Source organism: Ruegeria sp. AM5, from assembly GCF_056540645.1.
The window spans coordinates 595,862-610,031 of record NZ_JBQFXC010000001.1 but is presented as its reverse complement, the minus strand read 5'-3'; the positions used below and the strand labels follow the sequence as shown (position 1 = coordinate 610,031).

The window sequence follows — 14,170 nt, the reverse complement described above, 5'->3', positions numbered from 1 at the left end:
CTTATCCTCCCAAAACCTGTTCAGCGGCCTTGATTGCAGCCTCTGCATTCGAGGCATCCTTGCCCCCCCCCTGTGCCATGTCAGGCCGTCCGCCACCGCCTTTGCCGCCCAGTTCAGCGACCGCCGCGCGGACCAGATCCACCGCAGATACCGTGTCTGTCAGGTCAGACGTGACGCCCGCAGCAACAGCCGCTTTGCCGCCGGTATCAGCAATCAACAATACTGCACCGGTTCCCAAACGGCTTTTGTGCTCATCAATCAATGCAGGCAGGTCCTTTCCGGACACACCCGAGAGCGACTGCGCAAAGAACGCCACACCGTTCACATCGCGCGCTTCCGCTCCACCGCCCTGCCCCGCGCCTCCGGCCATGGCCAGATCACGGCGCAACTGCGCAACTTCGTTTTGCAGCGACTTACGCTCATCCAACAGAGTCTTCACACGCGCCACAACGTCATCAGGCTGCGCTTTCAACTCAAGCGCAATTGAGGAAAGGCGATGATCCTGTTTCGACAGATACTTAAATGCGTCATCACCGGTCAAAGCCTCGATCCGCCGCACGCCCGCGCTGCTGGCACTGTCGCCCAGCACGACGAAGGTTCCGATATCACCGGTCTGGCGCACATGGGTGCCGCCACACAGTTCAATCGACCATGTCTCACCATCCTGGCCTTTGCCGGTGGGTGCTTTGCCCATCGAAACCACGCGCACCTCATCCCCGTATTTCTCACCGAACAGAGCTTGAGCACCCAGTTCACGGGCGTCATCCGGTGTCATAATCCTGGTTTCCACGGTTGAGTTTTGGCGGATGAATGCGTTCACCTCTCGCTCAACTTTCTGCACTTCTTCCAGTGTCAGAGCCTTGGAATGGCTGAAATCGAACCGCAAACGATCTGATGCGTTGAGCGACCCGCGCTGCGCCACGTGATCACCCAATGTCTCACGCAGGGCTTCATGCAGAAGGTGCGTCGCGGAGTGGTTGGCACGAATGGCCGTGCGTCGCGCGTGATCGACTTCCAGCTCAACTGCGTCACCTTTTGAGATCTCCCCATGATCAATCGTGACCTTGTGAGCATAGACTTTGCCATCAGCAAACTTTCTGGTGTCTTCAACACGGGCGATATCGTCGCGCTCATCCAGCCTGCGAATTTCACCGGTGTCGCCGACCTGGCCGCCGGCCTCGCCATAGAACGGTGTCTGGTTGACTACGACCCAGCCGGTACCACCCTTCTCGATCTTGTCGACCAATACACCATCGACCACCAACGCAGCGACCTGACCTTCGGCCTTTTCAGTATCGTAGCCAAGGAAATCGGTCGCACCGGCCGCATCCAGCACATCGAACCAAACCACCTGATCGGCAGATTCGCCAGACCCGGCCCACGCCGCGCGTGCCTTGGCTTTTTGTTCGGCCATGGCCACGTCAAATCCATCGGTGTCGACGGTTCGACCTTTCTCGCGCAGCGCATCCTGCGTCAGATCGAGCGGGAAACCATAGGTATCATACAGTTTGAACGCCGCGTCTCCGGGTAGTGGATCGCCTTCAGGTAGGCCCGAAACTTCCTCATCCAACAGCTTCAGACCGCGATCCAAAGTTTGCTTGAACCGAGTTTCCTCAAGCAGCAGTGTCTCTTCGATCAGTGGCTGCGCCTGACCAAGCTCTGAATATTGCGCACCCATCAATTGCACCAGCGTGGGTACCAGGCGGTGCATCACCGGATCTTTGGCCCCCAACAGATGCGCATGGCGCATCGCGCGGCGCATGATACGGCGCAGAACATACCCTCGCCCATCATTTGACGGCATCACACCATCCGCGATCAGGAACGAAGTTGAACGCAAGTGGTCCGCAATCACGCGATGATGCACGTTTTGATCCCCATAAGGATCAACACCGGTCGCATCCGCGGAGGCTTCGATCAGCGTTTTGAACAGATCGGTGTCATAATTGTCGTGGCTGCCTTGCAGCAACGCTCCAATGCGTTCCAATCCCATGCCGGTGTCGATCGACTGCATGTCGAGTTCGACCATCGAGCCGTCTTCGAACTGTTCGTTCTGCATGAAAACGATGTTCCAGATTTCGATGAACCGATCACCATCTTCCTCAGCCGAACCCGGAGGCCCGCCCCAGATGTGATCACCGTGGTCATAGAAAATCTCGGTGCACGGGCCGCAGGGGCCGGTAGGGCCCATTTGCCAGAAATTGTCATTAGTAGCGATGCGGATGATCCGGTCTTCAGGGACACCAACCTTTTTCCAGATTTCAAATGCCTCATCATCGGTGTGATAGACAGTGGCCAACAGACGGTTCTTATCGATACCAAATTCTTTGGTGATCAGTTCCCAAGCGAACGGTATCGCCTCATGCTTAAAGTAATCCCCGAATGAGAAATTCCCCAGCATTTCAAAGAACGTATGGTGGCGAGCGGTATAGCCCACATTGTCCAGATCGTTGTGTTTGCCGCCTGCACGCACGCATTTCTGTGCAGTGGTAGCACGGCTGTAGTCGCGGGTTTCGACGCCAGTAAACAGATTCTTGAACTGAACCATACCCGAGTTGACGAACATCAGTGTCGGATCATTGCGCGGAACCAGCGGGCTAGACGCAACCACTTCGTGCCCCTGCTTGGCAAAGTAGTTCAGGAAGGTAGATCGAATGTCGTTCAGCGTTGGCATAAGGCTCTCTCGGCGCGCAGTCGTTATGGTCAGCAAAGGTTTAGCCCCACCCCCCAAGAGTGTCCACAGCATTGGTCCATCCGAAACGAAACAAGGCGGCCCCGAGGGACCACCCTGTTCCAGATATTTTAGCATTACCGGGGTGCTGGGGGATTTCTTTGGTTCCCCCTCAGGCACGCTTTAAGCTTCGAGGATGTCATCCTCTTCCGCCTCGGGTGGCATTTCAAAGTCTAACCCATGCGCGGCACGTATTTTGTCTTCGATCTCGAGCGCCGCACGGGAATTGTCACGCAGATATTGCTTGGCATTCTCACGCCCCTGCCCGATCCGCTCATCACCGTAGCTGAACCACGAACCCGACTTTTCGACCACACCGGCCTTGACGCCCAAATCCAGCAGCTCACCCATTTTGCTGATGCCTTCGCCATACATGATGTCGAATTCCACCTGCTTGAACGGCGGTGCCACCTTGTTCTTGACGACCTTGACGCGGGTCTGGTTGCCCACAACTTCGTCCCGATCCTTGATCGCACCGATACGGCGAATATCCAGACGGACCGAGCTGTAGAATTTCAACGCATTACCACCGGTAGTGGTTTCCGGGCTGCCAAACATCACACCGATCTTCATCCTGATCTGGTTTATGAAGATCACCATGCAGTTCGAGCGATTGATCGAGCCGGTCAGCTTGCGCATCGCCTGGCTCATCAGCCGGGCCTGAACACCGACGCTGCTGTCACCCATGTCGCCTTCCAACTCGGATTTCGGCGTCAGCGCCGCAACCGAGTCGACCACGACCATGTTCACGGCTCCCGACCGCACCAAGGTGTCGGTGATCTCAAGTGCCTGCTCGCCAGTGTCGGGCTGAGAGATCAGCAATTCATCCAGATCCACACCCAGCTTGCGCGCATATTGAGGGTCCAGCGCATGTTCTGCGTCGACGAACGCGCAGACTCCGCCGCGTTTTTGCTGTTCAGCGATGCAGTGCAGCGTCAGCGTGGTCTTACCCGAGCTTTCCGGGCCATAAATCTCGACGATCCGCCCCATCGGCAGGCCGCCGATCCCCAGCGCGATATCCAAGCCCAGCGACCCGGTCGAGCTCGCATCGATATCCTGCTTGGAATCTTCGCCCAACTTCATGATCGAGCCTTTGCCGAACTGCCGTTCGATCTGGGCCAATGCGCTGTCGAGCGCCTTTTGCTTGTCTGCGTTTTTCTTGTCGCTCATCGTCAGAAGATCCGCCATTGTCCTGTCGCCTTCTCTTTTGTCACACCCTTGATCGGGCGGCAATCGCTGCTTTGTTCGCCTCTTGTTCCTTATGGGACCAAAAAGAGAACATTTCAACTAAAACTTATGAAAACTACTCTTCAGCAATTGTGTTAAAGAGTCGTTTACGACAATCTGAGACATGAAAGGCATTGAAGAGAAAAGATAAATGCTTGTTTTCTATGAAAAGCGGCTTGCGCTTCTGTCTGTTCCAAAGACCGGCTCCACCGCGTATCAATCAGCTTTACGCGATAGGGCCGATATCGTCGTGTCCGGACCAACAGACCTGAAACATGCGAACATGCGTCGCTATGATCGTTTCTTCCAGACCATGTTTCGCAAGATGTTTGATGCAGAAATGGACGTCATGGCCATTGTGCGCGAACCTGTCGATTGGTTGGGAAGTTGGTATCGATATCGAACGCGCGCCGAATTGGCAGGTCATCCGCATTCCACAAAAGGTTTAAGCTTCGAGGCATTCCTTGACGCCTATATGCAAACCCCCCGCCCGGTCTACGCAGATGTGGGATGCCAAACCGATTTTTTGCAACCCCGCAGTAACGGTAAAGGTGTTGCGCATATCTTCAAATATGACAGCCAGCAAAAGATACTGGATTTCCTTCAGAATCGGCTGGAATGTAAAATCGATCTACCGCGTGAGAACGTCTCGCCCGCTTGCCCGATGGACTTCTCAAAACAAACTGAACTCCGGTTCCAATCATTGAACGCCGCAGAATACGCATTGTATCGTGCTGCCGAATAGCGTTTTCAATTCATTTGCTGAAACACCGCTTCGGTCAGCTGGGTCAACGAAAACGGCTTGGGCAGGAAGGTGGAATTTTCGATCTGAGGACCAGATTCGCCGAATGCCCCCTCAGTATAGCCTGACATGAAGACCACCCGCACGTCAGGCCGTGTTTTCATGGCCTCGCGCACCCAGGTCGGGCCGTCCATTCCGGGCATGACGACATCGGTAACAAAAACATCCACCAGCGAATTGGGGTCGTCCAACAATTGCAGCGCATCTTCGGCTGATTCAGCTTCAAGCACAGTGTAGCCTTTCAAGCGAAGCGCCCGCGTCGCGAAGGCGCGCACCGGGGCTTCGTCTTCGACCAACAAAACCACGCCTTCACCCAATCGGGAACTTTGCACCTCTGACGTATCGGGTACCTCAGGCTCCGATTCTTGGACCCGGGAACTCACAGGCAAGAGCACGGTGAATTCCGTTCCCCGGTCCTGCACACTGTCGACAAATATGAAACCACCAGTCTGTTTTACGATCCCGTAAACAGTCGATAGCCCCAGCCCCGTCCCCTCGCCTGTGCGTTTGGTCGTATAAAATGGCTCAAACACCTTTTGCAGTTTGTCTGCAGGAATCCCGATGCCGCTATCGATGACTTTGACCGTAACATATTCCCCCGGCTGTACCGTCGCCCGATCGCGCGTGATCGATTGATCCAATGTCACTACTTCGGTCTCGATCCGAATCTCCCCACCCTCAGGCATCGCATCACGCGCATTGACGACCAGGTTCATCAAGACCTGCTCTAACTGGCGCTTGTCCGCACAGACGGATTTGAGCACCGGATCATGACTGAGCGTCAGGCGGACCTTCTCGCCCACAAGACGGTTTAGCAAATGGATAAGGTCTGAAATCGTATCTCGCAGATCCAGCACCTCGGGCCGGAGCGTTTGTTTGCGCGAAAAGGCCAGAAGCTGGCTGACCAACGCTGCAGCACGGTTGGCGTTCTGATTGATCTGTATAAGATCGCCGTAATTCGGGTCATCTTGGTCATGGCGCAACAGCAACAGATCACAATGCCCCGAAATCGCCGTCAGCAAGTTATTGAAATCATGTGCGACCCCGCCAGCCAATTGCCCAACGGCTTGCATCTTCTGGCCTTGAACAAACTGCGCCTCCATCGTTTTCAGTTCGGTGGCATCGTTCAGAACCGCAATAAGACAGACCTGACCATCCCTGAGAATCCGTGACAGCGTAACTTGCACAAATACCTCTTTGTCCTTGCGCACCAAACGCAGGAATTCAGACCGCGGTGCTGCGCCTTGTTCGGCAGCACTCGCCAGCCAGTCCCTGATCGGATAGCCGAGCCCCTGCATCATGCTTTCGATATTCGTCCGCCCCGGTTGGATCTCACCGACCAATTCAACTGCGAGGTGGTTTGCTTCGCTAACATCTCCATCGGGAGACATGCACATGATCGCAACTGGCAAATCTGCAAATGATGTCGTGTGCTGCGGTCCTTCGGCGTGCTGCAGCGGCGTCAAAAGCAACTCACGCACAATACCGCTGTGCCTTAGCGTTGTGACAGTGAATGGTGCTTCGGTTTCCCCGGTTTTAATCTGTATGATGCTACCATCAACTGCACCGCCAGCCTGAACCATCGGCTTGAGGCATGTGGGAATCTGACCAAAAAGTTCAATTGCCGCATCATTGGCATCCAGCACCACGTCATTTCGTCCGACCGTCAGAACCGGCCGCTTCACGCTGCGCCAGATCTGGGGTGCATCTATTCTAAAACGCCAGCAAAACCGATTTTCACCCAGCTTTGAAACAGACACCGGTATTGTTTGTCCGCGCGTGACAACATCTTCTTCCCAAAAGCCCCGTTTCAGGGCACGAGACTGCAAACGCAACAGCACCGCCGACGGGTTTGCAAATACGGTACGCAGAGACTCATCTAGTCGCGTACCCGCGTTCCGAATAAGACGCGCATTGGCCTGAGCGTTTGCAACTAGCACCTCGCCCGTCGCATCCGAAATGACACAGGCATCGGTTTCTTGCTCTAGAAAACCCGTCATCGCAGCGTATGTTTGCGCTTCGATCTGATTCAATATCCAAGCGCGCGCCAAGGCAAAGACCACTACTACCAGGAAGGACAAGCCAACGGCTGCGACCCCGGCACTTAACCGTGGCGGCAAAACGTCAAAGAAGGAAAGTACGCTCAATAAAATGGCGATCAATGCCAGCGAGGCATAGCGCCCACGATCAATGCCCCATCCACTTGATCGAGAGGGGTTAAATTCAGATTGAATAGACATAAACAGCCCGGATTATTACAATTTCTGATCAATATCTGCCTGCAATGGTTAATTGCTGCTTAATGATCAGTGACATAAACTTCTTAAGGTTGTGTTTTAAAGTTTATATTCGCGTCAAGTGTGCTGTAAAAAATCCATCGGTCCCGTGTGAAACCAGCCACGTTTTGCGGTATCCGCTCTGCCATTCGGGATTGCTGGCCAAGAATCCATCAATAATGCCGTCGTTTTCAATCGTCAGCATCGAGCAGGTCGCATAGGCAAGCACGCCTTTGGGCGCAACGAGAGGTGAAACGTCTCGTAGTATAGCGGCCTGAATCTGCGTCAGCTCGTCCAAGCGCTCCGGCGTAAGCGCCCATTTCCCTGCCGGTGCGCGGCGCCACGATCCGCTGCCGGAACAGGGCACATCTGTCAAAACGACATCGAACGGCGCCTGACTGGAGACTTGGCCTGTGGTCAAGATCGTGACATCTGCGCCCGCCCTTGCCGCGCGTGCTGACAAATCCCGCATGCGTTTGGGACTGGCATCATGGGCAAAGACGTGAACGCCGGGGGCCCTTGCCGCCAAAGCCAAAGCCTTACCACCGCCGCCTGCACAGTAGTCCAGAACTCGCATGCCTGGCTGCAAATCAAGCGCGGCAACAACCGCCTGGCTTGCGGCATCCTGCAACTCAACCAGCCCATCTGTATACGGACCGCTCTGAGATATCTTGCGTGCGCCCTCGGTAACTTCCAATGCAGTATCGCAGGCCGGATGTGGATGCGCCGTGATCTCCTCGGCAGCCAGTCGTTGAATGGCTGTAGGCATGTCAGTTTTCAGCAGGTTGACCCTCAGTTGAATCGGAGCGCGCGATTGTAGCGCGGCTGCGGCAAGTTCAGCTTCGTCCTTCAACGCGGCCTGAAATTGGGGCCACAACCACTCGGGGATATCCAGACGTTCTGCGTCGCTCCGAAATGACCTGGGTTGGTCAGCTTCGGTTACCTCTGCAGGTGCATACCGCGCACCCGAAAATAATGACGTTAGGTCTGAGTCCAAGGATCGGGCGGCACCGATCATCAGGCCGCGCCCCGTCTCGGACCCACCGAGCGCCGAGAAGGATCGTTTGCACCGCAATGCATCAAACACATGATCCCGGATCGCAGCGCGATCCTTAGATCCCGCGAACCGACTGCGTCGAGCCCAGCCGGTCAACGCCTTCTCGACCGGTGCACCGGCAAGAATGTCATCGAGGATCTCGATCGAGGCCTGAACCCGAGCAGCAGGTGTCATCGCGATTTCCGTTCGTCTACACGATCAATTTCGAGAGACCCCCTGAAGGATCTCACAAACTTACATCACGCGATAATTGGGGCTTTCCCGTGTGATCTGAACGTCATGCACATGGCTTTCCTTCAAACCTGCGCCAGTGATTTTGACAAAGTTGCAGTTCTGGCGCATCTCATCGACGGTGGCACAACCGGTATAGCCCATCGCCGCGCGCAAACCTCCAACCAGTTGGTGCACAACAGCGCTTGCGGACCCTTTGTACGGCACCTGGCCTTCGATCCCTTCGGGCACCAGCTTGTCATTCGCGGCGTCCTTCTGGAAATATCGATCCGCCGAGCCGCGCGCCATCGCACCCAGACTTCCCATGCCGCGATACGATTTGAACGAGCGGCCTTGATAGAGGATCACCTCGCCCGGGCTTTCATCCGTGCCCGCAATCATCGAACCGACCATGGCGCAGGATGCCCCTGCCGCAATCGCCTTGGCGAAATCGCCCGAGAATTTGATGCCACCATCCGCGATGACCGGAACTTCCCCCGCCGCAGCGGCACAATCCATGATGGCCGTCAACTGAGGGACGCCAACGCCCGCGACCATCCGTGTGGTACAGATCGAGCCGGGCCCGATGCCCACTTTGATCGCGTCTGCACCTGCATCGATCAGCGCTTTGGTGGCCTCGGCAGTGGCGACGTTACCGGCGATGATCTGAACCTCGTTCGACAGCGTCTTGGCACGTTTCACCGCATCCAGAACACCTTGCGAATGACCATGTGCGGTATCCACAACAATGATATCGACCCCGGAATCGACCAACTGCTCTGACCGCTCGAACCCCGCGTCTCCGACCGAGGTTGCAGCAGCCACACGCAGACGGCCCAACCGGTCTTTACAGGCCGTAGGGTTCAGCACGGCCTGTTCGGTATCTTTCAGCGTCAGTAAGCCTGTCAGCTTGCCCTCGCCATCGACGACCAGCAACTTTTCGATCCGACGCGCACGCATAAGGCTTTTGGCCTCTTCCAGATCGGCGGGCTCTTGCAGCATCGCCAGATTGTCAGAGGTCATCATCGCTTTGATCGGCGTGTCATCCGAGGTCGCAAAGCGCATATCTCGGTTGGTGACAATGCCGACGACACGACCGCTTTCTTCAACGACCGGGAAGCCGGTGAAGTTGTAGCGCTCTACCAAAGCCTGAGCATCTGCCAATGTTTGATCCGCGCGCAGCGTGACCGGGTTATAGACGATACCGGATTCGAACCGCTTAACCCGACGCACTTCGCGGGCCTGTTCCTCGACCGTGAGGTTTTTGTGCACCACGCCGATGCCCCCAGCCTGCGCCATGGCGATAGCCATACGCGCCTCGGTCACCGTGTCCATCGCCGAGCTTAGCAGCGGGATGTTCATCGTAATCTCACGCGTCACGCGCGTGGTGGTATCAGCGGTTGCCGGCAGCACAGAAGATGCGCCCGGAACCAGAAGAACGTCGTCGAAGGTGAGTGCCTCACGAATCTGCATTTGATAACCCCATGCAAAAGCCCGTTTGACGGTGACCCTATTGCATGGATTTCACCAGAGGGAAAGCCCCGAACCCAAGTTGTTTTCCCCTGCGGGCTTCTGCCACGCCCGAAAACGACGCAAGCAATGCAAAACGTGCCGCTGAATGCCCTTTCCCTTTGCGTTCAAACCCATATGTTCGCCGGCATACGCGCGAATACAAAGGCAGGCCATTCATGACCACCGATCCTCTTGTCGTTTTTACCCCGTCCGGCAAACGCGGACACTTTCCCGTTGGCACGCCAATCCTGACGGCAGCGCGCCAGTTGGGTGTCGATCTTGATTCAGTCTGCGGTGGACGCGGTATTTGTTCGAAATGTCAGATCACCCCCAGCTATGGCGAGTTTCCCAAGCATGGCGTGACCGTCTCGGAGGACGCGCTGAGCGAATGGAACGCGGTTGAACAGCGTTATGACGACAAACGAGGCTTGAAACCCGGGCGCCGTTTGGGCTGTCAGGCCTCGGTTCAGGGTGACGTGGTGATCGACGTGCCTCCTGAAAGCCAGGTTCACCGTCAGGTGGTCCGCAAGGCCGCCGCCGCCCGCGCCATCACCATGGACCCTGCAACACGCCTGTATTTCGTGGTGGTGGAAGAACCCGACATGCACTCGCCCACAGGCGATCTGGAACGGTTAGAACGCGCCTTGCGCGAACAATGGAAGATCGATGCGATTACCGCCGATCTGTCGCTGATGTCCAAGCTGCAGCCAGCGCTGCGCAAAGGGAAATGGGAGGTCACGGTCGCCGTCCACAAAGGCCACAAGGACAACGTGGCCCGTATCGTCGAAATTTGGCCCGGCCTGCACGAACATGGGCTTTACGGTCTGGCTATCGACCTCGGCTCGACCACCATCGCTGCGCACTTGACCGATCTGGAAACCGGTGAAGTCAAGGCTTCTTCGGGCCTGATGAACCCGCAAATTCGTTTCGGCGAAGACCTGATGAGCCGCGTGTCCTACGCCATGATGAACCCCGGTGGCGACAAAGAAATGACCCGGGCCGTTCGCGAAGCGATCAATGACCTGACCACTTCTATTGCTGACGAAGCGGGGATCGATGCCGCTCTGATCGTCGAAACGGTGTTTGTCTGCAATCCAGTCATGCACCACCTTCTGCTGGGTCTGGACCCGGTTGAACTGGGTCAGGCCCCATTTGCGTTGGCAACTTCGGAAAGCATGTCCCTGCCTGCGCATGAGATGGACCTGACCACGATGAATCCACGCGCGCAGGTCTACATCCTGCCGTGTATTGCGGGCCATGTGGGTGCGGACTGCGCTGCCGTTGCCCTATCCGAGGAACCCGGCAAGTCCGACGATCTGGTACTGATCGTGGATGTCGGTACCAATGCGGAAATCTTGCTGGGCAACACCCACCGCGTTCTGGCCTGTTCGTCACCCACCGGCCCCGCATTTGAGGGTGCCCAGATCAGCTCGGGCCAGAGAGCCGCGCCCGGTGCGATTGAACGAATCGAAATCGATCCTGTCACCAAAGAACCGCGTTTCCGCGTGATCGGGTCCGAGAAATGGTCGAATGACGAAGGCTTTGATCAGGACATTGCCACCACGGGCATCACCGGTATCTGCGGCTCAGGCATTATCGAGGCCGTGGCCGAGATGCGCATTGCAGGTCTTCTGGACGAAAGCGGGCTGATCGGCTCGGCCGCGCAGACGGGCACACCGCGTTGCATTCCCGAAGGCCGCACCAACTCTTATCTGATCCACGATGCCAGCACCGAGGGCGGTCCGCGTATCACGGTAACTCAGGGTGATATCCGTGCCATCCAGTTGGCTAAATCCGCGCTCTACGCCGGAGCGCGTCTCCTAATGGATGAGATGGAGGTTGACCGTGTGGATCGCGTGGTACTTGCCGGTGCCTTCGGCGCGCATATTTCGACCAAACACGCGATGGTGCTGGGTATGATCCCTGATGCACCGCTGGAGAAGGTCTCCAGCGCGGGTAATGCCGCTGGAACCGGTGCCCGGATCGCGCTGTGTAACATCGGATCGCGGGCCGAGATCGAACGCGTGGTGCGCGAGATCACCAAGGTCGAAACGGCAATCGAGCCCAAGTTTCAGGACCATTTCGTCGCCGCCAATGCGATCCCGCACAAAACCGATCCGTTCCCTGAATTGGCGCAGGTCGTCACCCTGCCCGCTCCGTCCTTCAATACCGGCGGCGGGGATGAGGAAAAATCTGGCCGCCGACGCCGCCGGAGGTCATAGTCGCCCCATCCACAGGAGGCGAACATGACATCAGTGAACGAGGAACAGGCGGAATTCTGGGGAAACTCGGAACAAGGCACCAAATGGCTGACCTATGAGGATCAGCTTGACCACGCCTTCGCGCCCGTTCTTGATCTCGTTCTGGACCGGGCCGCCCTGTCGGCGGGTATGCAAGTGCTGGATATCGGATGTGGCACGGGCGTCAGCGCAATCGCTGCCGCCCGCGCGGTAGGACCGAACGGGCACGTTCTGGCCGCTGACATTTCACAGCCCTTTCTGGACCGCGCAGCCAAACGCGCTGAAAGCAACGGGATACAGACTATCACTTTTCAGCACGCGGATGCGCAAACCTACGCGTTTGAACCAGGGCAAATGGATGCCGCAATCTCCCGGTTTGGTGTCATGTTCTTTAGCGACTCGATCGCAGCATTCCGAAACATCGCCTCGGCACTGAAACCCGGTGGGCAAATGACGTTCGCTTCCTGGGGGCCATTGGACGTCAACCCTTGGTTCAAGATACCCCATGTCGCCGCCGTTCGGCGAATGGGTCAACCGCCCCGCGTAGACCGCTATGCGCCCGGGCCGCTGGCGTTCCACGACATCGACCATGTCAAAGGTCTGATGACCCAAGCGGGGCTGTCTGAAATAACCGGCGACGCGATTACAGTGAACCTGACGGGTTTTGGCGGCGTTGAAGGCACGGCGAGGCTGGTGACACGTGTTGGTCCTGCGGGCCGTGTTGTTGCTCATTTCGAAGGGAGTGAGGCTGATACTGACGCTATTCAAGAAGCGGTCGCAAAAGAGTTCCGACAGTATAAGTCTGGTTCGGAGATCCTCATCCCGGCGATGATCAACCTCTATCAGGCCCGACGCGCAGAATGATTGGAGCGGGTAGCGGGAATCGAACCCGCGCGTTCAGCTTGGGAAGCTGACAGGCTACCATTACATCATACCCGCCGCTGGGCATTGATTAGCACTGCTCTTTACTGGGGTTCAAGCGTCAACAAACGCTGACGAATCGAAAAGGCCGGATCAAAAAATCCGGCCCAATCCATTGTTTTATTTACCTTAAGCGCGGCGACGACGACCACCGCCACGACGTCCGCGTGCACCCTCGCCTTCGGCTCCGGCCTCGGCGGGTGGTTTGTTGAACCTGATCCACTCACCACCATGTGCGTCGTTGTTGGTCAGCAGGTTGGCGGCGCGGATGGCCTCCATCTCTTTGCCCGCCCGCGGAAGGGTCGAACCCAGACCGAACATCTGTACAAAGGTTTCGTCGTCCATATCCTCGGGCAGAATGATACCGGCGGCAGCAACGGCCTCTTTCTTTTCGGCAATCTTCTTCTGCGTCACCGGCAGAGCCACCGGGTTCATGATCGCTGAAGTCATTCCAGCACCCATTGCCATCGGCAGGAAGGCGTTGTTGATACCGTGACGGTTCGGCAGGCCGAACGAGATGTTGGACGCACCGCATGTGGTGTTCACGCCCAGCTCTTCCCGCAGACGACGGACCAGAGCAAACACCTGCTGGCCAGCAGTTGCCATCGCACCAATCGGCATGACCAGCGGATCGACCACGATGTCATGAGCCGGGATGCCGTGATCGGCTGCACGCTCAACGATGGTTTTGGCGACGGCAAAACGCACATCAGGGTCTTCCGAGATTCCGGTGTCATCGTTCGAGATCGCCACAACGGGTACGTTGTATTTCTTGACCAGTGGCAGAACCAGTTCCAGACGCTCTTCTTCACCGGTGACCGAGTTCAACAGCGGACGACCTTCCGCCGCCTCAAGACCGGCTTCCAAAGCGCCCGGAACCGAGGAATCGATGCAAAGCGGTACATCAACAAGCCCCTGCACCAGCTCGACGATCTTGGTCATCAGCGGCGGCTCGGTCTCGTTCGGGTTGGGGTTCGAGTTGTAGACGACACCTGCGTTGATATCCAGAACGGTCGCGCCTGCAGCGACCTGCGCCAGAGCATCCTTTTCGACTGTCGAGAAATCGCCTGCTTCCAATTCGGCAGCCAGTTTCTTACGGCCCGTTGGGTTGATCCGCTCACCGATAACGCAGAACGGTTCGTCAAAGCCCAGAACGGCAGTTTTTGTTTTTGATTCTACGACTGTACGGGTCAT

General features: G+C 56.8%; 9 protein-coding genes and 1 tRNA gene. 3 read left to right on the top strand and 7 right to left on the bottom strand.

Features of this window, described 5'->3' with window-relative positions:
- Position 1: 1 nt before the first annotated feature.
- Together alaS and recA are read right to left on the bottom strand one after the other, a co-directional pair.
- Positions 2-2,674 (bottom strand): alanine--tRNA ligase, encoded by a 2,673-nt coding sequence (alaS, locus tag ACR0AH_RS03055; RefSeq protein WP_480590855.1) that lies wholly within the window; start codon positions 2,672-2,674, stop codon positions 2-4.
- A gap of 180 nt (positions 2,675-2,854) precedes the next feature.
- Positions 2,855-3,919 (bottom strand): recombinase RecA, encoded by a 1,065-nt coding sequence (gene recA, locus ACR0AH_RS03050; protein ID WP_170393025.1) that lies wholly within the window; start codon positions 3,917-3,919, stop codon positions 2,855-2,857.
- 190 nt (positions 3,920-4,109) lie between these two features.
- Here recA and ACR0AH_RS03045 point away from each other — a divergent pair, with 190 nt between their 5' ends.
- Positions 4,110-4,703, top strand: a complete 594-nt coding sequence (locus tag ACR0AH_RS03045) for a sulfotransferase family 2 domain-containing protein (RefSeq protein WP_170405857.1) — start codon at positions 4,110-4,112, stop codon at positions 4,701-4,703.
- Positions 4,704-4,708: 5 nt separating this feature from the next.
- Here the strand turns inward: ACR0AH_RS03045 and ACR0AH_RS03040 are convergent, their stop codons facing one another.
- The 3 genes from ACR0AH_RS03040 to guaB form a co-directional block, all read right to left on the bottom strand.
- A complete protein-coding gene (locus ACR0AH_RS03040) occupies positions 4,709-7,000 on the bottom strand; it encodes an ATP-binding protein (protein WP_480590284.1) in 2,292 nt (763 codons plus the stop codon).
- Positions 7,001-7,103: 103 nt separating this feature from the next.
- Positions 7,104-8,267: an RsmB/NOP family class I SAM-dependent RNA methyltransferase gene (locus ACR0AH_RS03035; protein ID WP_480590282.1), complete on the bottom strand. Its 1,164-nt coding sequence runs from the start codon at positions 8,265-8,267 to the stop codon at positions 7,104-7,106.
- Positions 8,268-8,327: 60 nt separating this feature from the next.
- On the bottom strand, positions 8,328-9,776 hold the full coding sequence (guaB, locus tag ACR0AH_RS03030; protein ID WP_170509791.1) for an IMP dehydrogenase: 1,449 nt from the start codon (positions 9,774-9,776) through the stop codon (positions 8,328-8,330).
- A gap of 215 nt (positions 9,777-9,991) precedes the next feature.
- Here guaB and ACR0AH_RS03025 point away from each other — a divergent pair, with 215 nt between their 5' ends.
- The gene (locus ACR0AH_RS03025; protein ID WP_480590279.1) at positions 9,992-12,037 is read left to right on the top strand and encodes an ASKHA domain-containing protein; all 2,046 of its coding nucleotides are present in this window, start codon (positions 9,992-9,994) and stop codon (positions 12,035-12,037) included.
- A gap of 24 nt (positions 12,038-12,061) precedes the next feature.
- A complete protein-coding gene (locus ACR0AH_RS03020) occupies positions 12,062-12,919 on the top strand; it encodes a class I SAM-dependent methyltransferase (protein ID WP_480590277.1) in 858 nt (285 codons plus the stop codon).
- Position 12,920: 1 nt separating this feature from the next.
- Here ACR0AH_RS03020 and ACR0AH_RS03015 read toward each other — a convergent pair.
- A tRNA-Gly gene (locus ACR0AH_RS03015) sits at positions 12,921-12,994 on the bottom strand.
- 111 nt (positions 12,995-13,105) lie between these two features.
- A complete protein-coding gene (locus tag ACR0AH_RS03010) occupies positions 13,106-14,170 on the bottom strand; it encodes a methyltetrahydrofolate cobalamin methyltransferase (protein WP_170393018.1) in 1,065 nt (354 codons plus the stop codon).

Coding starts and splice junctions, on each gene's coding strand:
- guaB (WP_170509791.1), bottom strand. CDS start 9,776: ATGCAGATTCGTGAGGCACTCACCTTCGACGACGTTCTTCTGGTTCCG.
- ACR0AH_RS03045 (WP_170405857.1), top strand. CDS start 4,110: ATGCTTGTTTTCTATGAAAAGCGGCTTGCGCTTCTGTCTGTTCCAAAG.
- recA (WP_170393025.1), bottom strand. CDS start 3,919: ATGGCGGATCTTCTGACGATGAGCGACAAGAAAAACGCAGACAAGCAA.
- ACR0AH_RS03020 (WP_480590277.1), top strand. CDS start 12,062: ATGACATCAGTGAACGAGGAACAGGCGGAATTCTGGGGAAACTCGGAA.
- ACR0AH_RS03040 (WP_480590284.1), bottom strand. CDS start 7,000: ATGTCTATTCAATCTGAATTTAACCCCTCTCGATCAAGTGGATGGGGC.
- ACR0AH_RS03035 (WP_480590282.1), bottom strand. CDS start 8,267: ATGACACCTGCTGCTCGGGTTCAGGCCTCGATCGAGATCCTCGATGAC.
- alaS (WP_480590855.1), bottom strand. CDS start 2,674: ATGCCAACGCTGAACGACATTCGATCTACCTTCCTGAACTACTTTGCC.
- ACR0AH_RS03010 (WP_170393018.1), bottom strand. CDS start 14,170: ATGACCCGTACAGTCGTAGAATCAAAAACAAAAACTGCCGTTCTGGGC.
- ACR0AH_RS03025 (WP_480590279.1), top strand. CDS start 9,992: ATGACCACCGATCCTCTTGTCGTTTTTACCCCGTCCGGCAAACGCGGA.